21 protein-coding genes are annotated in these 22,832 nt (G+C 36.2%); 11 read left to right on the top strand and 10 right to left on the bottom strand.

What is annotated here, in order from left to right:
• Positions 1-5: 5 nt before the first annotated feature.
• The 6 genes from HCN53_RS08780 to HCN53_RS08805 form a co-directional block, all read right to left on the bottom strand.
• Positions 6-1,022, bottom strand: coding sequence for a sugar phosphate nucleotidyltransferase (locus HCN53_RS08780; protein WP_167342710.1), 1,017 nt, complete (start codon positions 1,020-1,022; stop codon positions 6-8).
• Positions 1,023-1,138: 116 nt separating this feature from the next.
• Positions 1,139-1,573, bottom strand: a complete 435-nt coding sequence (gene dut, locus HCN53_RS08785) for a dUTP diphosphatase (protein WP_167342711.1) — start codon at positions 1,571-1,573, stop codon at positions 1,139-1,141.
• Positions 1,563-3,026, bottom strand: a complete 1,464-nt coding sequence (locus HCN53_RS08790) for a lipopolysaccharide biosynthesis protein (RefSeq protein WP_240919340.1) — start codon at positions 3,024-3,026, stop codon at positions 1,563-1,565. The genes dut and HCN53_RS08790 overlap by 11 nt, the downstream gene beginning before the upstream one ends.
• Before the next feature lie 92 nt (positions 3,027-3,118).
• Positions 3,119-6,085, bottom strand: a complete 2,967-nt coding sequence (locus HCN53_RS08795; RefSeq protein WP_167342712.1) for a leucine--tRNA ligase — start codon at positions 6,083-6,085, stop codon at positions 3,119-3,121.
• Positions 6,086-6,221: 136 nt separating this feature from the next.
• The gene (locus HCN53_RS08800; RefSeq protein ID WP_167342713.1) at positions 6,222-7,109 is read right to left on the bottom strand and encodes a nicotinic acid mononucleotide adenyltransferase; all 888 of its coding nucleotides are present in this window, start codon (positions 7,107-7,109) and stop codon (positions 6,222-6,224) included.
• Positions 7,110-7,190: 81 nt separating this feature from the next.
• Positions 7,191-7,751 carry a CvpA family protein gene (locus HCN53_RS08805; protein WP_167342714.1) on the bottom strand — a complete coding sequence of 187 codons (561 nt, stop codon included), beginning with the start codon at positions 7,749-7,751 and terminating at the stop codon, positions 7,191-7,193.
• 61 nt (positions 7,752-7,812) lie between these two features.
• Between HCN53_RS08805 and HCN53_RS08810 the strand changes: the two genes are divergently transcribed.
• Positions 7,813-8,895 (top strand): isoaspartyl peptidase/L-asparaginase family protein, encoded by a 1,083-nt coding sequence (locus HCN53_RS08810; protein WP_167342715.1) that lies wholly within the window; start codon positions 7,813-7,815, stop codon positions 8,893-8,895.
• Between the two features lie 56 nt (positions 8,896-8,951).
• On the opposite strand, the gene HCN53_RS08815 is transcribed toward HCN53_RS08810, so the two are convergent.
• Both HCN53_RS08815 and HCN53_RS08820 read right to left on the bottom strand, forming a co-directional pair.
• The gene (locus tag HCN53_RS08815; protein ID WP_167342716.1) at positions 8,952-10,490 is read right to left on the bottom strand and encodes a ribonuclease E/G; all 1,539 of its coding nucleotides are present in this window, start codon (positions 10,488-10,490) and stop codon (positions 8,952-8,954) included.
• A gap of 265 nt (positions 10,491-10,755) precedes the next feature.
• Positions 10,756-11,046, bottom strand: coding sequence for an HU family DNA-binding protein (locus HCN53_RS08820; RefSeq protein WP_042276927.1), 291 nt, complete (start codon positions 11,044-11,046; stop codon positions 10,756-10,758).
• 134 nt (positions 11,047-11,180) lie between these two features.
• On the opposite strand from HCN53_RS08820, the gene mutY reads away from it, so the two are divergent.
• From mutY to HCN53_RS08845, 5 genes are all read left to right on the top strand, one after another.
• A complete protein-coding gene (gene mutY, locus HCN53_RS08825; protein ID WP_167342717.1) occupies positions 11,181-12,227 on the top strand; it encodes an A/G-specific adenine glycosylase in 1,047 nt (348 codons plus the stop codon).
• 68 nt (positions 12,228-12,295) lie between these two features.
• A complete protein-coding gene (locus tag HCN53_RS08830) occupies positions 12,296-12,757 on the top strand; it encodes a single-stranded DNA-binding protein (protein ID WP_042276922.1) in 462 nt (153 codons plus the stop codon).
• Positions 12,758-12,773: 16 nt separating this feature from the next.
• Positions 12,774-14,078 carry a gliding motility-associated protein GldE gene (locus tag HCN53_RS08835; protein ID WP_060523555.1) on the top strand — a complete coding sequence of 435 codons (1,305 nt, stop codon included), beginning with the start codon at positions 12,774-12,776 and terminating at the stop codon, positions 14,076-14,078.
• Positions 14,063-14,626, top strand: a complete 564-nt coding sequence (gene gldD, locus HCN53_RS08840; RefSeq protein ID WP_060523554.1) for a gliding motility lipoprotein GldD — start codon at positions 14,063-14,065, stop codon at positions 14,624-14,626. The genes HCN53_RS08835 and gldD overlap by 16 nt, the downstream gene beginning before the upstream one ends.
• Before the next feature lie 129 nt (positions 14,627-14,755).
• Entirely contained in the window at positions 14,756-15,667 is a 912-nt protein-coding gene (locus tag HCN53_RS08845) for a DMT family transporter (protein ID WP_042276916.1), read from the top strand.
• A gap of 49 nt (positions 15,668-15,716) precedes the next feature.
• Here the strand turns inward: HCN53_RS08845 and HCN53_RS08850 are convergent, their stop codons facing one another.
• A complete protein-coding gene (locus HCN53_RS08850; protein ID WP_167342718.1) occupies positions 15,717-17,783 on the bottom strand; it encodes an insulinase family protein in 2,067 nt (688 codons plus the stop codon).
• 9 nt (positions 17,784-17,792) lie between these two features.
• Positions 17,793-19,502 carry an insulinase family protein gene (locus HCN53_RS08855; RefSeq protein ID WP_105017906.1) on the bottom strand — a complete coding sequence of 570 codons (1,710 nt, stop codon included), beginning with the start codon at positions 19,500-19,502 and terminating at the stop codon, positions 17,793-17,795.
• Positions 19,503-19,690: 188 nt separating this feature from the next.
• Here HCN53_RS08855 and HCN53_RS08860 point away from each other — a divergent pair, with 188 nt between their 5' ends.
• From HCN53_RS08860 to HCN53_RS08880, 5 genes are all read left to right on the top strand, one after another.
• A complete protein-coding gene (locus tag HCN53_RS08860; RefSeq protein WP_167342719.1) occupies positions 19,691-20,170 on the top strand; it encodes a DUF4199 domain-containing protein in 480 nt (159 codons plus the stop codon).
• Positions 20,171-20,258: 88 nt separating this feature from the next.
• Positions 20,259-20,894, top strand: a complete 636-nt coding sequence (gene rplU, locus HCN53_RS08865; protein WP_167342720.1) for a 50S ribosomal protein L21 — start codon at positions 20,259-20,261, stop codon at positions 20,892-20,894.
• A gap of 43 nt (positions 20,895-20,937) precedes the next feature.
• Positions 20,938-21,201 (top strand): 50S ribosomal protein L27, encoded by a 264-nt coding sequence (gene rpmA, locus HCN53_RS08870; RefSeq protein ID WP_042276905.1) that lies wholly within the window; start codon positions 20,938-20,940, stop codon positions 21,199-21,201.
• Positions 21,202-21,443: 242 nt separating this feature from the next.
• Positions 21,444-21,620: a hypothetical protein gene (locus HCN53_RS08875; RefSeq protein ID WP_167342721.1), complete on the top strand. Its 177-nt coding sequence runs from the start codon at positions 21,444-21,446 to the stop codon at positions 21,618-21,620.
• Between the two features lie 205 nt (positions 21,621-21,825).
• The gene (locus tag HCN53_RS08880) at positions 21,826-22,830 is read left to right on the top strand and encodes an AAA family ATPase (protein WP_167342722.1); all 1,005 of its coding nucleotides are present in this window, start codon (positions 21,826-21,828) and stop codon (positions 22,828-22,830) included.
• Positions 22,831-22,832: the final 2 nt, after the last annotated feature.

Genomic DNA, 22,832 nt, shown 5'->3' on the forward strand with positions numbered 1-22,832 from the left:
AACAATTATTCCATTATCGTGTAATCTCCTATACTGATTTTTGTAAAATCACCGTCATACTTCACGTGATTACCTATCATTGCTTCATCTAAGGTAGCGTTTTTAATACTGCTGCTTTTCTGAATTAATGAATTTTTAATAGTGCAGTTTTCAATAATAGTATGAGCTCCTATGGACACGTTAGGTCCAATCGTACTATCCTTGATCACAACGCTAGGATCAATAACACATGGCTCTATAATTGTTGAATTACTCAATTTAGGTTCTTGCTTAATTTCATCACTACCATCGGTAATCATAAACTGCATGATCTTGTTATTGGTGTCTATAGCAACATTTTTATTACCGCAATCCATCCACTCGTCTACCGTTCCTGTCTTAAAAACATTTCCTGCGGCCATTAAACGCTTGATTCCATCATTGATTTGGTACTCGCCACCGTTTATAATTTCATTATCAATCACAAACTGAAGCTCTTTCTTAAGATCACCAATTTCTTTGAAATAATAAATACCGATAACGGCCTGGTCACTTACAAATTCCTGTGGTTTTTCTACCAACTCAACAATTTCATCTTTTTCATTAAGTTTCACAACACCATAGGCTTCTGGTCGTTCAACTTGTTTTGTCCAGATAACAGCATCGGCTGCTTGATCTAGGTCAAAATCGGCTCTAATAAGTGTATCGGCATAGGCAACTACAGCTGGACCAGACAAACTAGGTTCGGCACACATAATGGCGTGACCAGTTCCCAACGGATTTAACTGACGGTAGATACTTGCCTTGGCACCCAAACTTTCTGCTAGTTCTTCAAGGTTATTCACCACGTCATCACCAAAGAATGCTGGATCACCTAGAATAAAAGCAATTTCCTCGATGGGTTCTTTTAAAATTCTAGCAATATCAGTAACCAATCGGTTAACTATAGGTTTGTTTGCAATTGGTATTAATGGTTTAGGCGTAGTTAGTGAATGAGGACGTAGTCTTGAACCACGACCTGCCATAGGTACTATTATTTTCATATGTAAAGCCCTGATGGGCGCATTTTTAGATTAATGTGCTAAGGTAAAAATTATTAAATAGAATAAACAGAGTTGGGTTGAGGTATCGCTTTCGCGAAAGCATACAGCAACAATCCTTACTTTACACCAGTGCTACCAAAACCGCCAGCACCACGATCAGTATCAGAAAGTACTTCTACCTCGTTCCAGGTAACGCGCTCGTGCTTTGCAATTACTAATTGTGCCACTCGTTCACCGTTCTCAATTACAAATTCTTCATTGGACAAATTAACTAGAATAACACCAATTTCTCCACGATAATCAGCGTCAACCGTTCCAGGCGAGTTTAAGACAGTGATTCCATTTTTGGCAGCTAGACCACTACGTGGACGTACTTGAGCTTCATACCCAACCGGTAATTCTATAAACAATCCTGTTTTTACAATAGTGCGTTCTAGTGGCTTTAAAGAGATTGACTCTGTAAGATTTGCTCTTAAATCCATTCCTGCACTTCCTAATGTCTCGTAGTGAGGCAGGTCATGGTTTGATTTATTGATGATTTTAACTGTCATTTTTCTTAAGTAATTGAAGTATAAAATTCTTTTCTCTAACTAATATAAAAGCGCTCACTAGCAAACTAATGCTTAAGCCGTACACGTATTGTTGCCAGCTACCAGCGCCGTATGAATCTCTTATAAGATAGAAGATTACAACCGTAGCTCCTATTGATAGCAGCAAGTACAATAAAATATTCTTGATATCATAAGGAATAGGAAAATGTTTGCGACTCCATAGATAGGAAACAATCATCATAACTCCATAGGCTACACAGGTTGTAATTGCACTAGCTAGATAACCAATTTTAGGAATTAGTAAGACATTGGCTGCTATTGTGATAATAGCTCCAAACACCGATATTATTGCTCCGTATTTTGTTTTGTCGGTTACCTTATACCATACAGACAATGATTGATAAATACCAAAAAAGAAATACGCAACCAACACATAAGGAACAATAAAAATAGCCTCGTAATAATCACTATCAATAACAGCTAGTTTAACAATATCGATCAATGTGATATAAAACACCAGTGCGATTGCTCCTAGAATCACAAACATCTTGGTAATGGAAGCATATAACTGCGGAGCATTTTTATCCTTTGATTCACTAAAAAAGAAAGGCTCTACACCTAGCTTAAAAGCAGTGGCAAATAAGGTCATTCCCACCGCTAGTCGGTAACAGGCAGTGTACAACCCAGCTTGGGCAGTACTATTACCTGGACTTAACCATTCAATTAGTTGCTTATCAAAAGTTTCATTAATTGCAAATGCTAGTCCAGCCACCAGAATAGGAGTACCGTACTTCATCATTTGTTTCCAAATGGTAAAATCAAAACCTTCTATATGGAAATAAGGTTTGATGAGTAGTAGCAACAAAAATATTTTGGGAGTAAACAAGGCAATGAAAAATAACTCCACTTTATCGGTTGGAAACCACTGTTGTATTACTGGAAAATCCGATAAAAAAACTAAGAAAAAAGTGGTTAGAACAAATGAAATAACCACGTCAATCATTTTAATGATAGCGTACTTTTTAGCCATACCTTGTGCTCTTAAATACGCAAATGGTATGACCATCAAAGTATCTAAGGCTAGTACGCCAATCACCCAACGCCAGTATTCACTGTTTTTACCCGACCACAACTCAATATGGTCAAGGTTGAGAAAGGCAATAACTGTAAACAATGTTGTAGTAGCTAATAACCCAAGTAGCGAAGTGCTAAGCACCTTTTTTTTACTCTTTGAATGAGAATAAAACCTAAAAAATGAGGTTTCCATTCCATAGGTAAGTATAACATTAAAAATGATGATCCATGAAAAGATGATGGACAGATTACCAAAATCTTGTTTAGTATCTATAAAGGTTGTCAACAGTAAATTAAGTAATACCGTAAGCACTCTAGGCAATACGGTAGCAACTCCATACACGGCAGTTTGCTGAAATAATTTACGTGTTGTGCTCAAAAAGGTTGTTTTATGAGTTATAAAAGTACATTTAAAATTCTCAGCAGCCCAGCTGATACACTTTTAACCCTATTTGCGGCTCATGTATGTAATTATCCTACTACAAAGTTTACGATCTTGCCAGGTACAACAATCGTTTTACGAATTGTCTTCCCTTCTAACTGCTGTTTAACCTTGTCATTTTCCAGCACTAGTTTTTCTAGCTCGTCTTTACTGGCATCAACCGGTAATTCTAAAGTAAATTTCATTTTACCATTGAACGAGATAGGATACTTCTTGCTGCTCTCTACTAAGTATTTTTCTTCAAAAACAGGGAAATCAGCATAGGCTATACTTTTCTCATGACCTAGTAGTGACCATAACTCTTCTGCGATGTGAGGCGCATAAGGTGACACTAATATCGCAAGCGGTTCTAAAACTTCGCGGCTGTTGCATTTTTGAGTAGTTAACTCATTCACAGCAATCATAAAACTACTAACGCTAGTATTAAAAGAGAAGTTCTCGATATCCTCGCGAACTTTCTTAATGGTTTTATGCAAGGTCTTCATGCTATCTGGTGATGCCTTCTCATCACTCACATGGAATCCATTCTCGTTATGATAGAGTTTCCATAGCTTTTTGATGAAACCATATACTCCGGTAATTCCAGCCGTATTCCATGGCTTAGCTTGCTCTAGTGGCCCGAGGAACATTTCATACAAACGTAGCGTGTCTGCACCGTACTGCTCACAAATGTCGTCTGGGTTAACTACGTTAAACTTAGACTTAGACATTTTTTCTACCTCACGAGAGACTTTAAAAACATTATCAGAGCTGATAAAATAAGCGTTTTTGTATTCGATATTTAATGGGTGATTTTTAAACTTTTCAATATTCAAATTGTTATTTAAATCATCAATTACGGAAAGATCGACATGAATAGGAGTAAAGTGATTAAAACTAGCTTCTGAATTATTCAACTCTTTATGATAGCTTAACAGTTCTTTGTAAGTATGTTTCGCTTGATCATTTATTTCATCAATAAAAGCCTTTTCCTTAACTGCTTTTTCAATTAAGTCATGACTGAAAAATATTGGTTTCCTTTTAGCTCCTTTTTTTATTCCATATTCCCAACGATGAACAAATGCTGATTGACCCAGTATCATTCCTTGGTTGATCAGCTTTTTAAAAGGTTCGTTGACCGTTACTTTTCCAAGATCGTGCAGCACTTTAACCCAAAACCTGCTGTATAACAAGTGACCAGTAGCATGCTCGCTACCACCTATATATAAGTCTACATTTTCCCAGTATTCTTGTGCTTCCTTTGAGAACATCTCATTCTCATTGCTAGCGTCCATGTATCTAAACATGTACCAAGAGCTACCAGCCCAACCAGGCATTGTGTTTAATTCTAATGGATACACGCAATCGCGATCGTCTTCATTGGATACCACTTTGTTTTCCATCGTGCACCAGCTCCAAGTAGTAGCGCGTCCCAATGGCGGCGCACCATCTTCAGTAGGTAAATACTCATCAACCTCTGGTAATTCTAGTGGTAAATGCTCACGATCTATCATTTGTGGTAAACCGTTCTTGTAGTACACTGGGAATGGTTCACCCCAATAACGCTGTCTAGAGAAAACCGCATCGCGCAATCGATAATTTGTTTTTCCTTTTCCAGCACCTATCTCTTCAAGTTTTGCTATGGCAGCCGCCATAGCTTCTTTGTAGCTCATTCCGTTAAGGAAATCGCTATTGCAGATAGGTGTGTTGTCTTTGGCAGTGTAGGCTTCTTCGCTAATATCCACACCTTCAAAAATATTTTTAATCGCTGGCATTCCTTCTTGACCGGCAAAATAATTAGCAAAGGCATGATCACGCTCATCACCGCACGGTACTGCCATTACTGCTCCTGTTCCATAGCCAGCAAGTACATAATCACCTATCCACACCGGTATTTTCTCACCGCTTATTGGATGGGTAGCATAAGCACCAGTAAACACACCACTTATGGTTTTCACATCTGCCATGCGTTCACGTTCTGATCGTGCTGCGGTCGCTTTTTTATAAGCTTCAACGGCATCGCGTTGAGCATCGGTTGTGATGCTATCCACTAGCTCATGTTCTGGAGCCAGCGTCATAAAAGTAACGCCGTAAATAGTATCAGGTCGTGTTGTGAAAACATCAATTTTATGCTCGTCTAGTTTAAAACTAACCATAGCACCAACAGATTTCCCAATCCAGTTGCGCTGTATTTCTTTAATACTATCGCTCCAGTCTAATCCGTCTAGGTCATTTAATAAACGCTCTGCATAAGCACTGATACGCATCATCCACTGGCGCATTTTCTTGCGCACTACTGGATGTCCACCACGTTCTGAAACACCATTTACTATCTCATCATTTGCCAGTACAGTTCCTAGCGCCGGACACCAGTTCACCTCAGTATCTGCCAGGTAAGTAAGGCGATAATCTAGCAAGATTTTCTCTTGTTCTTCTTTGGTATAGCTGTTCCACTCATCTGCCGTGAATTCTGGTAAATCTTCATCGGTAGCAGCGTTGATGGTGGTTGTTCCGCTTTCGCGAAAGCGAGATTCTAATTCACTTATAGGTCTTGCCTTATCTGCATCTTTATCATACCAGCTATCAAAAAGTAAAATAAATATCTCCTGTGTCCATTTATAATAATCTGGATTACTGGTTTTTACCTCACGATCCCAGTCAAAGCTAAAACCGATACGGTCCATTTGCTCTCGGTATCTAGCGATATTATCACGAGTTGTGATTGCTGGATGCTGCCCAGTCTGTATCGCATACTGCTCGGCAGGAAGACCAAAGCTATCGTAACCCATAGGATGTAGTACATTGAAACCAGTATGACGTTTGTATCGTGAAACGATATCACTAGCGATGTAACCTAATGGGTGACCTACGTGCAGTCCAGCACCACTAGGATACGGAAACATATCTAGTGCATAGAATTTAGGTTTTTCACTGTGATTTAAGGTTTTAAACGTTTTGTTTTGGGCCCAGTATTCTTGCCACTTTTTCTCAATCTCAATGTGCTTGTAATGTACCATGCTATGGAGTGATTTTTATGCCGCAAAAATAGGGATTATACCACACTGGCTAGGAATAGATTAGTATTTATTGCATAAAAAAACCGCCCGTAAGCAAGGATTGCTAAACAGGCGGCTTCCAACCAACCAATAATCTTTATAATGACTTCTTCTTTTTTACATCTAGTAATCTAGATTTTCCGGAAGAATTTTTAATCTGAATGTATCCTTTTCCTGTAAAACGGTATGTTGTTCCTGAGGAAATATGATAGAGTTCTATCGTTCTATCATTGATAACGTAAAGATCGAACATTTCATTGCCTATATTTTCATAATGGAGCGTTAAATATTTATTAATCAGATCATTATTCTGATTTTCAACCAGGTACGATCCTTCATAATCCCATAATAAATTTTGTATAGATGTACCGCGAGCGTCTTTTGAACTTAAAAAAGTATCGCCATCGTAACTAGGAAAAAAACTCAAGAAATTTTCTCTATCAAATTCATTTATAACACCTGTATTGCTAGTAAGTGTTTTTTCCCACGCTCTATACTCTTGTAAGAAATAATGAATATTGTCATAAAACAGAGCGTCATAATCAAAATTTCCTATTTGATACCCTTGTAATCGTATAAGGGAACCACTAGCTGGATCGATAAGATGAATTCTGTCAAAATCTTTTACTCTAACATCAAATTCATAAGTACCATCTATATCATGATGTATAATCAAGGTGTTTTCAAATGTTTCATAATATCCTACAGAAATCCCCATACCTGCGCCAGCACTTCCCACTCCAACTAAGTTATTATTGGCCATAAGGGTTCCATAATCAAAACTTAGGGTAAAAGCCTGTGTAATAAATGGTATATCAATATCATCGTGTACATAATTTAAATCGACGTACCACAGTTGTTTACCTTCTACAACTTGTTCTAGAGTAGGTGCTACTACTCCATCTCCTAATTGAATGTCTGCATCACAACTAGTTGTTAAAACAAATAACAACATAGCTCCTAAAAAAGTAGTAATTGTTCTCATAATCGTTGTATTAAAGTTATTACTACAACGTTTTCGAAAACTGTGCCAAAAATGTAATCTGTTGTTATTAAGTGTTTTAGATTATCGGGACAATGAATCTTGATCGACTGGTCTAGGAGACTCTATTCTATCGCCTCGTAAATTACGATCTACACGGTCTGCTTCTTCTAGAATCTTAGGAAGTAAATAAGGTGCCATAGGTTCAATAGGTTCATAGACTATCGATTCTTCTTTTACCTCGTTACTAATAATGTCAAACTCACCACTGGCAGAATTGATAAACATTAATACAACGCTTATCAAAAAGGCCATTTTGAGTAATCCAAATGCGGCCCCAGCGAGTTTATTTATGAAGGAGAGTTGTGCTGTTTTCACAATTTTGGTAAACAATTTACCTATATAGGTAATCACAAAAATGATGACCACAAAAGTGATGATAAAACTGGCTATGGTAATGTATGCCTCGTCCCAGTTTACTTGTTCTCTCAACCAGTCACCGGCAAAATTTGAGAAATAAATTGCACCATAAATTGCAGTTATAAGAGCTACTAGGCTGGCTACTTCAATAAAAAGTCCGTTCATGTAGCCTTTCCACAGACCGACTAATAATACAATACAAATGAAAATGTCTAACCAATTCATGGGCTAAAGGTAGAAAATGTTATGCTGCAAAAGCAGTATCTTAGTCTCAAAACTTTAATATATGAGAATTATTGCTCTTTTCATTTGTGTAATCTGCCTATTTTCTTCCTGTAAACCAAAGGAAGAAAACTCACCTAATCAAGATCTTACAATTAGCACAGATAATAACAATCAACAAGTAAGCGAATACGCTATAGTTATTCACGGTGGTGCAGGAACAATCAAAAAAGAAAACATGACTCCTGAACTCGAAAAGGCTTACAACGACAAGCTTACCGAGTCTATCAAAGCTGGACACGACGTTTTAGCCAAAGGTGGTAGCGCTATGGATGCTGTTGAAGCTAGTATAAGAATCATGGAAGATTCTCCTTTATTTAACGCAGGAAAAGGAGCTGTTTTTACTCATGAAGGAGTTAACTCTTTAGACGCTAGCTTCATGGATGGTAAAACCTTAAATGCTGGAGCTATTGCTGGAGTGAGTACAGTGAAAAACCCGATCTCACTAGCCCGATTGGTCATGACCGATAGTGAACATGTATTATTGAGTGGCAGCGGTAGTGACGCTTTCGCGAAAGCGCAACAAAATCCAAACATAGAGATTGTAGACAATAAATATTTTTACACAGAAAGACGTTATCAATCCCTACAACGTATACTTGAAAAAGAGGCAAAAGAAGGAGATAATGGAACTGCTATGAATTTTCAAGATCCTTTTATACAAGATTCTAAATATGGAACGGTAGGTTGTGTTGCATTAGATAAAAATGGAAATATCGCAGCCGGAACAAGCACAGGTGGTATGACTAATAAGAAGTACGGTCGTATAGGTGATTCTCCTATTATAGGTAGTGGTACGTATGCAAATAATAACACTTGTGGTGTTTCTAGCACTGGTCACGGTGAATACTTTATACGTGGTCAAGTTGCTTATGACATAAGTGCACTTATGGAGTACAAAGGACTTACACTAGAAGAAGCTACGGAAGAGGTTATACAGAAAAAGCTTACTGCATTAGGTGGCACTGGTGGAATCGTATCTCTTGATAAATATGGTAATGTTTCTATGGAGTTTAATACAGCTGGTATGTATCGTGCTAGTATGAACGATAAAGGAGATCTAGTTATTGGAATGTATAAGGAATAATGCTTTAAAAATTGCATAAAAAAATCCCGCTACTCAACTGAATAGCGGGATTATATTTATAAGACTTTTCCATCTTTGTCTTTAAACTTATACTCTAAATAAGTATAAGCATCTCTAGGTAAAATTTTTACCCATTTTTTGTGTTTTACGAACCACTTTGAACGTATTGACGGCACTCCTTTAGTTAAAAAGGCAGCAATAAATGGATGAGCATTTAAGGTGATATTTTTATTACCTTCTTTAAACAAGCGCTCTAGTTTTTCAGTAATTTGTTGTACAATTACTATAGGAGCTTGAATCTCATTACCATTTCCGTTAGGATTCTCTTCACGAGTTTTAATCTTAACTTCTTGTCTTACACGCTGTCTTGTGATTTGAATAAGACCAAATTTACTAGGTGGTAATATCTTATGTTTTGCTCTGTCATCCGACATTTCTTCTCGCAGGTGCTCGTACAGCTTTTTCCTGTTTTCTGAAGCGCGCATATCAATAAAATCAACTACTATGATACCACCCATATCGCGCAATCTTAATTGTCTAGCGATTTCTGTAGCGGCTATTAGGTTTGTTTCAAGCGCGGTGTCTTCCTGACTATCAGCTTTATTAGATCTATTACCAGAATTAACGTCTATAACGTGCATGGCTTCAGTGTGCTCTATGACTAAATAGGCACCTTTACTCATGGAAACCGTTTTTCCGAACGACGTTTTAATTTGTCTCTCGATACCGTATTTTTCAAAAATCGGTAGTCGTGGATTGTGATATTTTACAATAGACTGTTTGTGTGGAGCTATTGTACTTAAATATTCTTTGATCTCTTCACACACTTCTTTATCATCAACAATGATTGAAGTATAGGTATCATTAAACACATCTCTCATAAGAGAGTGAGTACGACTTTGTTCAGTCAATACTTTAGTAGGAAAGGAAGCCTTGTGCAATTTACTACACATGCGGTCCCATTTTTCCATTAAATTTTGTAGATCCTGATCCAGGTCTGCTACTAATTTTCCTGTGGCTACTGTGCGTACTATAACGCCAAAACCTTCAGGTTTAATGCTTTTAACAAGTCTTTTAAGACGGCTTTTTTCTTCTCTATCTTCTATTTTTTGGGAAATAGATATACGATCAGAGAATGGAACGAGTACAACATACCTACCTGGCAGTGAGATTTCTGCACTCAATCGCGGGCCCTTTGTAGAGATAGGTTCTTTAACTACCTGTACAAGTATAGGCTGGCCAGATTCAACAACATCGTCAATAGAACCACTTTTATCTAGTTCCTTTTCTAACTTGATGTCCTTGAGTTTAAAATTTTTTCTTCGTCCGCTTAAAATTTGCTTGGTAAACTTTAACTGTGTACGGTATTTAGGTCCTAGATCATGATAGTGTAAAAACCCATCTTTTTCATAACCTACATTAACAAATGAGGCATTAAGACCAGACAGTACTTTACGTGCTTTTGCTATAAAAACATCGCTTACTGCAAACTTGTTTTCATCTTCATCTTTGTGGAGTTCAATAAGCCTACCATTTTTGGTCAAGGCATAATCCACTTTTGTAGCACCGGAACGGATAATAATTTCTTTATCCATGTTTCCTGTTATTTAATAGTTGTAAAACCATAGATATGTTTTACAACAGGATGATATGAAAGAATACATTACAAGAACTTTTCTTGTAAAGTCAAACGAGTTGTCAACTGCAACCCTATTTCAATGAACGTAAAAAAGAAAAAGTAGTGCTACACTACTTTTTCTTCTTGTGACGGTTAGCGCGACGACGCTTTTTACGTTTGTGCGTAGCTACCTTATGTCTTTTTCTTTTCTTACCGCTTGGCATATCTCTTATATTATTGGTTTATTTTACTTTAACTTTTGTTTTTACACCTTCTACAAATACTTTAGCTGGTTTAAAAGCTGGTATATTGTGAGCTGGTATTTTTATAGTAGTATTTTTAGAAATATTACGACCAGTTTTTTCAGCTCTCGTTTTTACGATAAAGCTACCAAAACCGCGTAAATATACGTTTTCTCCAGTTTCCAGAGATCCTTTCACCTCTTCCATAAAAGACTCAACAGTTGCCTGAACATCAGTCTTCTCCATTCCCAACTTATCTGAAATCTTAGATACGATATCTGCTTTAGTCATTTTTAAGTTCTATTTTAATTATTTAGGGTTACATTAAACAGGGCGCAAATATACTCTAATTAAACTAATTAAAATCTCTAATTAATTAAATTTTAAATAGATATATCTTTCCACTCAATAATTATAAAGAAAATATGAACTTTTCGAGCCAACTCATTGATTGGTATTTAGTTAACAAAAGAGATCTACCTTGGCGTCATACTACTAATCCTTATTACATATGGTTAAGTGAGGTGATTCTCCAACAAACTCGTGTAGCACAAGGCCTTCCTTACTACAACAAGTTTGTTGAAACCTACCCCAAAGTTGAAATGCTTGCTGCTGCACCGCTGGACGACGTTCTTAAATTATGGCAAGGATTAGGATATTATTCTAGAGCACGTAATTTACATAAAGGCGCACAGCAAGTAGTAGAACTAGGTAAATTTCCTACCCAATACAAAGATTTGCTTAAACTTAAAGGTGTAGGCACTTATACGGCTGCTGCTATTGCAAGCTTTTCTAACAAGGAAGCTGTTCCCGTGGTAGATGGTAATGTGTATCGAGTGCTTTCCAGAATTTTTCATATCAATACGCCTATAAATACTCCAGCAGCCGTAAAAGAGTTTACTCATCTTGCTGCACAACTTATGGATAAAGAGCAGCCGGACATCTTTAATCAAGCGATGATGGAGTTTGGAGCCCTACAATGCATTCCAAAAAATCCAAATTGCGCTTCGTGTGTATTTAAAAGTGATTGTGTTGCCCACGAAAAGGGTTTAATTGATGAGTTACCGGTTAAGCCTAGAAAAACCAAGGTCAAAAATTTGTTCCATAATTACCTTGTAATTATTTCTCCAGACCAAAAAACTTTGTTGCAACAACGTGATGAATCAGGAATTTGGAAAGGTCTTTATGAATTTCCTCTTGTTGAGACTCCAGGAGCGGCGATGGTGTCTGAAATTAAAGATTCTATAGATTTTAAAGATCTTATAGGCGAGTTACGCTTTCGCGAAAGCGTATACAATCAACAACCTATTATTCACAAATTATCACATCGTAAAATACATGCGACTTTTTGGATTATAGAACTAGAAGATTACATGGAAGGACTGTCACCAATTAAAGACGCTTTTAAAAAGCCAGTTCATGTATTAATGGAACGTTTCATGAATGAATATTGGCGAGATTACAAACATTAAGAATTACCTTTGTATTCTATTAATTATAAAGGATTTTATATCTTTAAAAGATAATTCAAACACAAACTATGGCAGGTACGGTAAACAAAGTAATACTTATAGGTCACACAGGTGATGATGTGAAAATGAAGCATTTTGAAGGTGGTGGCTGTATAGGAAGGTTTCCTCTAGCAACAAATGAAGAATATGTAAATCGCACCACTGGTGAGCGTGTTTCTAACACTGAATGGCACAATTGTGTGGTTCGTAATAAAGCAGCTGAGGTTTGTGAAAAATACTTGCGTAAAGGTGATAAAGTATACATTGAAGGACGCATTAAAAATAGACAATGGACTGGTGAAGATGGTCAACAGCGATACACGACCGAAATCCAGGTACAAGAGTTTACATTTTTAACTCCTAAAAATGAGAATTCAAACACGGGACCACAACAGCAAGCAACCCAACAACAGTCTAATACACAGCGTTATCAAGCTCCAGTAGTACCACCAGAAGGTAGTGATGAAGAGGTTGATGACCTACCATTCTAACTAAATCTATTGATTAGTGGATCCTGATCCTGAACATTTACCCTTATTATTAGTAACGCAAGGTGAGCAAGCGCTTTACCTAGTAATCTATTTATTACTTTTAATTTGTAGTGCTTTAATTAGTGGTGCCGAGGTAGCTTTTTTCTCCCTTACTTCTAGCGAACTAGAAGAACCAAATGAAGCATTTACCAAACAAAATGTCGTAAGTAAGCTACTTGAAAGACCAAAAAAGTTACTAGCAACCATACTTATTGCTAATAATGCAATCAATATTACATCGGTTTTAATTTTTAGCTTGTTAGGAGAGCAGTGGTTTGCAGATATAGAAACTAGCTGGATAAGGTTTGCCCTAGAGGTATTGTTTGCTACCTTTTTAATTTTGCTCTTTGGCGAAATATTTCCAAAAGTATATGCAAATCGTAACCCGATAGGGTTTTCAAATTTTATGGCGGTTCCATTAAAAGTTCTCGATGTATTATTCAGTTTTTTGAGCTTACCCATGAGATTCATAACCTTGAAAATACAAGACAATTTAGGTAGTAAAAAAAGTAATTTAACGGTATCACAGTTATCTCAGGCTTTAGAACTTACCGATGAAAACGACACTACCGATGAGGAACAACAATTACTACAAGGAATTGTAAACTTTGGTAATACCGACACGAAAAACGTAATGCGCAATCGCACAGATGTTTTTGCTCTAGATGAGTCACTACCGTTTAGAGAAGTTATTACTCTTGTCGTAGATAACGGCTATTCAAGAATCCCTGTTTACAAAGAAAGCATTGATCAAATCACAGGCGTATTGTATGTAAAAGATCTATTACCTTATGTAGATCGCAAAAACTACGATTGGACAAAGTTATTGAGAGAAGCCTATTTTGTTCCTGAAAACAAAAAACTTGATGACTTACTTCAAGAATTTCAGGTTCAAAAAAAGCATCTAGCTATAGTGGTGGATGAATATGGTGGTACTAGTGGCCTAATCTCACTTGAGGATATAATAGAAGAGATTGTAGGTGATATAAGTGATGAATTTGACGAAGAAGATCTGGTCTATTCACAACTAGATGAGAAAAACTATGTATTTGAAGGTAAAACTTCTCTGAAAGACTTTTACCGAGTACTAGACCTTGATGAAGAAGTAATAGAACAATATGAAAGCGCACGTGGAGAATCAGAGACTTTAGCAGGTTTTTTATTGGAACAAACAGGTAATTTCCCTCGTAAATTAGATAAAATAAAGTTCAAAGGATTCACGTTTTTAGTAGAAGCGATGGACAATAAACGAATCAAACAAATCAAATGCACACTACCATAAAACTGATTTTAATTTCTTGCTTCTTGATTTTAACCAGCTGTGGTGATGAAGATGTATTACCCAAACCTAGCGCAAGTCTAGCGCTACAGTATCCCGATGCGACATACGGTACCACTACCACTGATTACTGTCCTTTTGTTTTTGAACTCAACGAGTATGCTAGAGTATTGAGCAAGAACGATTGCTCAATGAAAATCGAATATCCCTACATGGACGCCACTGTTTACCTAACCTACAATAAGGTAGATGATAATTTAACTCAACTGTTAATTGACGGCCAAAAATTATCTTATAAGCATAATATAAAAGCCGATGTAATAAAGGATTATCCATTTATGAATGAGAAATCTAAAGTCTATGGAATGATGTATGAAGTAGAAGGTAACGCTGCGAGTAATGCACAATTTTACGTCACTGATAGTACCAACCATTTTTTGACCGCTAGTCTGTATTTTGACACAAGACCCAACTACGATAGTATTCTTCCTGCAGTTGATTATGTCAAAAAAGATATGATCAATCTACTGGAAACCTTGCAATGGAAGTAGTCTAACAAATCGTAATATGTTTATCTTTAAACAGTTAGTTTAATCAAAACCTTCTTCAAATCATTGGTTTTAAATTATTAGTTCAATCAAATTAATAGAACCACCTTTGCATTTTATAAAATCGCATAGATGGAAAAGAGCCAATTAAAGTACGTTTATCTTGTCATTCTAAGTCTTATTTGGGGCTCTTCATTTATTCTTATAAAAAAAGCTTTGGGTCAAGAGAATGGTAATCTCACCCTTACACCTTTACAGCTAGGAGCCTTGCGTGTAATTTTATCAGGTGTGATATTAACTGTGATTGGACTATCTAGCTTTAAAAAAGCAAGCAAGAGTGATTATTTATGGTTGTTTATTTCTGGTTTACTGGGAACTTTTTTTCCAGTATTTCTTTTTGCTTATGCCCAAACAGAAATCGATAGCGCAGTAAGCGGTATATTAAACTCTACAGTGCCTTTAATCACGCTTATTCTAGGAGCGATAGTTTTTGGAATATCATTCAGTCGAGTACAACTTTTAGGCGTAATAATTGGATTAGGTGGTGCCATAGGTTTAATATTTGCCGGGATGGAAGGCAATCCAGATCAAAATTATCTTTTTGCCGGGTTTGTACTTATTGCATGCTGTTGTTACGCCAGCAATGTCAATATTATTAAAAGGTATTTACAAAACGTAAAACCACTAGCTATCGCGGCAGGTAACTTCATATTTATTACTCCACTTGCGGTAATCGTACTATTTCTTTCTGATGGTCACAGTCTGGATTACACCAACCCACAAATTCAAAAAAGCTTAGGCTATATTGTCGTTTTATGCATCTTTGGTACCGTAGCAGCAAAGATCATGTTTAACAAACTTGTTCAAATTACATCTCCTGTATTTGCAAGTAGTGTCACATACTTAATGCCTGTAGTTGGACTTACTTGGGGAATTTTGGATGGCGAATCATTTAATTTATGGCAAGGCATCTCTACTGCGGTAATAATTTTTGCAGTGGTATTGGTAACAAGAGCAAAAAAAGAAAAACCGGCCACTGACTAGTAACCGGTTTTACGTTTCATTATTTCGCTTTCGCGAAAGCGAGATCTTACTAGAAATCAGAGTCTTTTAAACCTGTATTTACTTTAAGATCTTTAGTCTCAAATTTAAGCTCCTGTCCCATCATAGGCTGAACCATTACGGTAGGAAACTTCACTCCATTATACTCCTCGTAATCGCTATACTTAAGGATAGTAGTGATTTCACCTTGAGGTCCCATAGATACCACTTCTTCTCCAACTAAAAGACCGCTTTCAGTATCATAGAATGATTTTTTTGTATCACTCCACTTGATAATGTATACGTTATTATCTCCTAAACGTTGTGCTCCTGCAAGAGTAGCTTTATCTGCATGATATAATTCAGGGAAAAATAAAGCTTGATCTTTTACTAATTCTAACATTTTACCAGATAATTCCTGTGATTGTCCCATGGCACCTACAGTGGCTTTCCCGTCCAAGTAAACTTGTTTGTTTACTTCACGACCACCCATTTTTATAGATTGTGACCATTTATCACCTTGTGCTCTCTTTACTCCTAGTATAAGTTCTCCCATAGGAGATGTGTAGGCAGAGAATGTATTCACATCTTTAATTCCTTGAACAGCTTCCTTACCACCGATAGCTGCTATATAGTTGTCAAGAACATTTTGTGCAGTTAATCCTTCTGGAACTTCTACTGTTGATGGACGCTCTGTAGGGTTTGCCTCTTTATCAAAGAATTTGATATCTACTGGCAATCCATCAATTTTCATTTTTTCTAGGTTCTCTAGTACATCACTTGCTTTTCCTACAAGAACTATACGAGCCTGTTCAGGCTTTAAGTACTTATTTGCAACGCGCTTCACATCTGCAACTGTAACTGCATTGATGTTTTTTATAAAGTTTTTGTAGAAATCTTCTGGAAGATTGTTTGTTCTTATTGTTACTGCTCTATCTGCAACAACTTCTTTATCTTCTGATTGCATGATAAAACTTCCTAAGAATTTTGCTTTGGCATTTTCTAGAACTACAGGATCTACATCCTCAGTCTTAAGACGGTTGATTTCTTTGAATATTTCAACAACAGCACTATCTGTAACTTCGTTACGCACTTTTGTCGTAGCTCTGAATGTAGATTTGTAATTTCTTCCGCTACCTAGAGATGTACGTGCACCATAAGTCCATCCATGTTCTTCTCTAAGATTCATGTTAACATATGAATTAAATCCACCACCTAAAATGTAGTTAGCAAGTACAGCGGCATGATAATCAGGATCATTCATTTTAAGATCAGATACATGCATAACTGCAAGCTCAGTTTGTACTGCATTAGGAACATCAACAAAGTTAATTTGTCTTTCTGCAAGGTCTTGCACTGCTGGCAATTGTGCCTTAGGAGCAAGGCCTTCTTCCCACTGCTTATCAAAGTATTTTTTAGCAAGCTTTTTAGCTTCCTTTTTGGTAATATCACCAGAAATTACAAGAAACCCACGAGATGGCTTGAAGTAAGTGTTGTAGAAGTTTTTAACATCATCTAGCGTAACACTTTCTACCGATTCTACTGTTGCAAATTCTCCTGCGGCATGATCTTTACCATACACTAACGCACCACGAACTTTTCCAGCAATTGAAGCAGCACTATTTTCACCGGATTTAAGTCCTTGAATTAAATTATCACGTTCTAGTTTTAATTCTTCTTCGGTAAAATTCGGATATAAAGCCGCCTCAGTAAACATTGAGAAAATATCTTCTTTGTATTTAGATAAACCAGAGGCAAAACCGCCGTTTGCATTTACAAATACTCTAAGACCTAAGTAATCAACTTTTTCGTTAAAGTCATTCTTAGGTGTTTTTGAAGTTCCCTTACCCATTATAGAAGAGGTCAAGGATTGTACACCAGCTTTATCGCCTTCAATAATTGGTGGATTATCAAGACTTAAACTCATGTTGATTACAGGAAGTTTAGAATCTTCAACTACCAAAACCTGAAGCCCATTTTTAAGCTCAAATGTATATGGTTTACCCATGTTTATTTCTGGTGTTGGACCAGATTCAGGCATCTTTGATCGATCAATCTGTGCAGTAGCGGTTAACCCGATAAAAAGTACTGCCAGAGTATATAAAAGTTGCTTTTTCATTTTAATTCTTTATTTTTTTATGATCGTAAATTCAGTTCTCCTATTTTGCTCATGCTGTTCCTCTGTACATTCTTGAGAATCGCAATCTACTACAGGATTACTTTCTCCTTTACCTACAGCTGTAATTCTGTTTTCAGCAATACCTTTTGAAACCAGGTATGTTTTTACAGACTCTGCACGTTTTTGAGACAATTCCTTATTGTATTTAGTAGCTCCTTTACTATCTGTATAAGATTCTGCCATTATTTCCATTGAAGGATTAGACTGCATAAAAGTTGCTATTCGGTCTAGCTCCTTAGCTGATTCTGATTTGATAGTTGCTTTATCGTTATCAAAGTAAATCTTATTGATTTGGATTTTATTATCAACAACTTTCACTTCTTCATTTGAAGCGTCTTGAGGTGCTTCACCAGCAAAGTAATCTAGTTCTAATCGTTGATTAGGGTTTAAATAAGTATTTGCAACTCGTTTGATATCTTCTCTAGTAATACTTTTATAGATATCTAGTTCTTTATTGATTTTATCAGCACCACCTTTTAACATATAATAAGTAGCAAGAGATGAAGCAATACCTTCAACTCTTGAATTAGATTGAACATAACGAGCTTCAAATTGGTTTTTAAGCTTTTTTAGTTCCTTTTCCGAGATAAGTTCAGTTTGAAGTTTTTTAATTTCTTCGTCCATCACTTTTGCTAGTTGATCTAGTGTTACATCACCTTTAGGAAGAGCTCCCATGGTATAAGTTCCGTAGTCTTGATTTGCTTGATTGAAAGCAAGAACTTGAAAAGCGATTTGCTCTTCTTCAACCATTCTTTTCTGCATTCTAGAACTTGCACCACCTGTAAGAATACTAGATATATAATCCAGTACATAAGCATCTTTTTCTACCGATTTTGGCGTGATGTAAGAGAAGATTTTTACAGGAATACTAATGTTTGGATCGTATTCTGTTGCAAAACGAGTTTCCGTAATTGGGTCCTCAACTATTTCCTTTCTCACGTTCGTTGGAGCATTATTAGGAATAGGCCCAAAATAATCCTCAATCATCTTTTTAGTTTCGTCGATTTGGATATCTCCTGCAACTACTAGCACTGCATTATTTGGATTGTAGTACTTATCGTTGAAACCAATAAACTCATCCAATTTTGCAGCGTCAAGATCTTCCATAGACCCAATAACTGACTGCCCGTATGGGTGTTTTTTAAACAAGTGCTTATCGATACCTGTTCTGTAAAGAATAGCTCCATAAGGTGCATTATCGATACGCTGTCTTTTCTCTTCTTTTACTACTTCATTTTGTGTGTCTACACCTATTTGTTCAATTTTAGGATGTAACATACGCTCACTTTCCATCCAAAGACCTAATTCTAGCTTGTTAGAAGGAAACGTCTCATAATAGTAAGTCCTATCCTGAGTGGTATTTGCGTTGTTACTACCACCATTTGCTCCTACTATTTCAAACCACTTTCCTCTTTCAATATTCTCAGTTCCTTCAAACAACAAGTGTTCAAAAAAGTGAGCAAACCCAGTTCTTCCAGGCTCTTCATCCTTTGCACCTACTTGATACATCACTCCTACTGTAATAACAGGAGCAGCATTTTCTTGGTGAAGAATAACGTGCAGTCCATTAGGTAAATCATATTCTATAAAATCCACCTCTTGGGAAAATCCAGTTAATGCTGTAAAACCAGCTACCAGACTCAAAACAATTTTTTTCATGTTTTTTGATACTTTAGTTCAACTGTTTGTGTTAGTGTAAGATTTGATCGAAATGTTACAAACAATACAAATCTTTGTAAAAATACTGGTAATTCTTTCGTTTTCAAGTTAAACTTATTTGAAATCAACCATGACTACGATACAAAAGTTCGATATTTAAAAGAAAACTGAACTAAAAATATTATATCATGAATTTTTCAAAAACTACTAAATACGGATTATTAATAGCTCTAGCATTAATTATCTATTTCGTTATAATTGACTTTATCGGATTTGGGAACGAGTCCTGGTTAAGTTTTTTCAATGCCGCTATTGTCGGTTTTGGGCTATGGCAACTTATTAAAAAAGTTTACGAGGAGAAAAGAGGACAATTTAAATATATGGAAGGATTTACGGCTTCTCTAACAGCAGGATTTATTGCCACCACCATATTTACAGTCTTTATGGCAATTTATTTATTTGAAATTCATCCCGAATTAGCCAATGAACTCAAACAACAAATTACAATAGCAGGTGAAGGATTAGAAGTAGCCTTGTTGCTTTTTGTATTTTTATCTGGAGTAGCAACTACGATTGTAGCATCATTAGTAATTTTACCTATTTACAAACAATCCTGGAACACCAAAGAAATTAGGTCCAAACAAAAACCACTTAATCAGCAAGCATAAAATTCTTGAAGAAATGTTGATAACTATTGCTAATTTGTAGAATAGCAGTATATTTGCAGCCCTAAATTAACAACATTAATTCGTAATTATGTACGCAATCGTAGAGATAGCAGGGCAACAATTCAAGATCGAGAAGGATCAGAAGTTGTTTGTACATCGCTTACAAGAAGATGAAGGTGCTACTATTAACATCGACAAAGTTCTTCTAGTAGGTGACGGTGACAACATCACACTCGGCGCCCCAGTTATAGAAGGTGCATTTGCAGAAGCAAAAGTACTTTCCCACCTTAAAGGTGACAAGGTAATCGTTTTCAAGAAAAAACGTAGAAAAGGTTACAAAAAGAAAAACGGACACAGACAATACTTATCTGAAATCCAAATCTCAAGTATTTCAATTACTGGCGGTAAAAAAACTGCTGCTAAGAAAGAAGAGAAAAAAGCTGAACCTAAAAAAGCTGCACCAAAAGCAAGCTCAAAAGGTGATGATTTAAAGAAAATCGAAGGTATTGGTCCAAAGATTGCTACAACTCTTAATGAATCAGGAATTGTTACTTTCTCAGATCTTGCAAACGCAAAACCAGAGGACATTTCTGAAATGATTAAGGATGTTCGTGGAAATCACGTAACGACTACTTGGCCACAACAAGCTCAACTTGCAGCTGATGGTAAGTGGGATGAATTAAAAGAACTTCAAGACCGTCTAGACGGAGGAGTTGAAAAATAAGTTTAACCTATTTCGCTTTCGCGAAAGCTTAAAATAAAACATCATGGCTCATAAAAAAGGAGTAGGTAGTTCTAAGAACGGTAGAGAATCAGAATCGAAACGATTAGGTGTTAAAATTTTTGGTGGACAAGCAGCAGTAGCTGGTAACATTATTGTTCGTCAAAGAGGTATGGAGCACCACCCAGGTGAAAACGTATACGCAGGTAAAGATTTTACTTTACATGCTAAAGTTGATGGAACAGTAAAGTTCGTTAAGAAAGGTAATAATAGATCATTTGTTTCTATTGTTCCTGAGGCACAAGCTTAATTCCATTAGATAATAGAATTAAAAACCCAAATCATATTGATTTGGGTTTTTTGTTTTCGATAAAATTAAATCTTTTGTGTTTTAATACAACCTTCTGTATTTCAGTAAACAGACTTGTTCAAGGATGAAATCAAGTTTAAGTAGAGGTTAAATATTTACCTGCTTTTTAAAAAGTTAGCAACCAATTGTTATATTTGTTACTCTTGATGTAATTCAAGTATTAAAATTCAATTTTTTTGACAATGAAAAATTCACAGAAGTTAGTATTATTCGCTTTTATTTTAATTGGAAGTATTGCAAGTGCTCAACCAGGTTTTGATGACACAGTTGAAGATGTTGCTCCTATTCCAGGTTTACTAATTGCCGCAGCCGCAGCTATTGGAATCGGTGTTAGATCTGTTTATAAAAAGTCAAAGTAATAAAGTTATAACGCATACTTAAAGCCTCCTGTAAAATGGAGGCTTTTTTTATTTTCTACAACCGCAATTCTAATTTCACATTGATTAACATAAAATATTTTTAAACCTAGAGCAGTCCTTATTCTGTTTGTTATTTTAGCGTACAAAGACAACTTACAATAGTTAATCCAATTTTTAATTAGCTATTCGAATTAATCATCCAGACATGGAACAAAATAATAGTACGATAGACATAGCAAGCATAAATGAAAAAGTGCAACAAGAAAGTCAGTTCATTGATCTTCTTGTAAGCGAGATGAATAAAGTGATAGTCGGTCAACAGTATATGATTGATCGTTTGCTCATAGGTTTATTAGGACGCGGTCACATTTTACTAGAAGGTGTGCCTGGTCTAGCCAAAACTCTAGCCATTAACACCTTGTCAAAAGCCGTAAGTGCTAGCTTTTCTCGAATACAGTTTACTCCAGATTTATTACCAGCCGATGTTGTAGGAACTTTAATCTACAACATGAAAGACGCTGATTTTAGCATTAAAAAAGGTCCTGTATTTGCAAATTTTGTCCTTGCAGATGAGATCAATCGTGCTCCTGCCAAGGTTCAAAGTGCCCTATTAGAAGCCATGCAAGAGAAGCAAGTAACCATTGGAGAAACTACTTTCAGTCTAGAAAAACCTTTCTTAGTTATGGCTACTCAAAATCCAGTTGATCAAGAAGGTACTTATCCACTACCTGAAGCTCAAATGGACCGTTTCATGTTAAAAACAGTTATTGATTATCCCACGTTAAATGATGAACAACACATCATGCGTGCAAATCTTAAAAAGGATTTTCCAGTTCCTAATGCAGTCATCACAACCGAGCAAATCCTAAAAGCACAAGATGCTGTAGAATTGGTTTACATGGACGAAAAAATAGAAAAGTATATCCTAGATATCATTTTTGCTACTAGATATCCAGAGAAATATAAACTAGAGGAGTTAAAACCTCTTCTTAGTTTTGGTGCTTCACCTCGTGGATCTATCAATCTAGCCAAGGCGGCAAAATGTTACGCGTTTATAAAACGTCGTGGTTACGTAATTCCTGAAGACGTGAGAGCGGTTGTTCTTGATGTTTTAAGACATAGAATTGGTATCACTTATGAAGCAGAGGCAGAAAACTTTTCAAGTGTTGATATCATAAATAAAATTGTAAATACCATAGAGGTACCGTAGCA

This window comes from Nonlabens sp. SY33080 (assembly GCF_011784885.1).
Classification (GTDB): Bacteria; Bacteroidota; Bacteroidia; order Flavobacteriales; family Flavobacteriaceae; genus Nonlabens; species Nonlabens tegetincola.

Bases quoted from the DNA above. Each gene is read 5' to 3' on its own strand.
- HCN53_RS08780 (WP_167342710.1), bottom strand. From the start codon at position 1,022: ATGAAAATAATAGTACCTATGGCAGGTCGTGGTTCAAGACTACGTCCT.
- HCN53_RS08795 (WP_167342712.1), bottom strand. From the start codon at position 6,085: ATGGTACATTACAAGCACATTGAGATTGAGAAAAAGTGGCAAGAATAC.
- rpmA (WP_042276905.1), top strand. From the start codon at position 20,938: ATGGCTCATAAAAAAGGAGTAGGTAGTTCTAAGAACGGTAGAGAATCA.
- HCN53_RS08805 (WP_167342714.1), bottom strand. From the start codon at position 7,751: ATGAATTGGTTAGACATTTTCATTTGTATTGTATTATTAGTCGGTCTG.
- HCN53_RS08850 (WP_167342718.1), bottom strand. From the start codon at position 17,783: ATGAAAAAGCAACTTTTATATACTCTGGCAGTACTTTTTATCGGGTTA.
- HCN53_RS08815 (WP_167342716.1), bottom strand. From the start codon at position 10,490: ATGGATAAAGAAATTATTATCCGTTCCGGTGCTACAAAAGTGGATTAT.
- HCN53_RS08875 (WP_167342721.1), top strand. From the start codon at position 21,444: ATGAAAAATTCACAGAAGTTAGTATTATTCGCTTTTATTTTAATTGGA.
- mutY (WP_167342717.1), top strand. From the start codon at position 11,181: ATGAACTTTTCGAGCCAACTCATTGATTGGTATTTAGTTAACAAAAGA.
- HCN53_RS08830 (WP_042276922.1), top strand. From the start codon at position 12,296: ATGGCAGGTACGGTAAACAAAGTAATACTTATAGGTCACACAGGTGAT.
- HCN53_RS08880 (WP_167342722.1), top strand. From the start codon at position 21,826: ATGGAACAAAATAATAGTACGATAGACATAGCAAGCATAAATGAAAAA.
- gldD (WP_060523554.1), top strand. From the start codon at position 14,063: ATGCACACTACCATAAAACTGATTTTAATTTCTTGCTTCTTGATTTTA.
- HCN53_RS08860 (WP_167342719.1), top strand. From the start codon at position 19,691: ATGAATTTTTCAAAAACTACTAAATACGGATTATTAATAGCTCTAGCA.
- rplU (WP_167342720.1), top strand. From the start codon at position 20,259: ATGTACGCAATCGTAGAGATAGCAGGGCAACAATTCAAGATCGAGAAG.
- HCN53_RS08810 (WP_167342715.1), top strand. From the start codon at position 7,813: ATGAGAATTATTGCTCTTTTCATTTGTGTAATCTGCCTATTTTCTTCC.
- HCN53_RS08820 (WP_042276927.1), bottom strand. From the start codon at position 11,046: ATGACTAAAGCAGATATCGTATCTAAGATTTCAGATAAGTTGGGAATG.
- HCN53_RS08855 (WP_105017906.1), bottom strand. From the start codon at position 19,502: ATGAAAAAAATTGTTTTGAGTCTGGTAGCTGGTTTTACAGCATTAACT.
- HCN53_RS08800 (WP_167342713.1), bottom strand. From the start codon at position 7,109: ATGAGAACAATTACTACTTTTTTAGGAGCTATGTTGTTATTTGTTTTA.
- dut (WP_167342711.1), bottom strand. From the start codon at position 1,573: ATGACAGTTAAAATCATCAATAAATCAAACCATGACCTGCCTCACTAC.
- HCN53_RS08845 (WP_042276916.1), top strand. From the start codon at position 14,756: ATGGAAAAGAGCCAATTAAAGTACGTTTATCTTGTCATTCTAAGTCTT.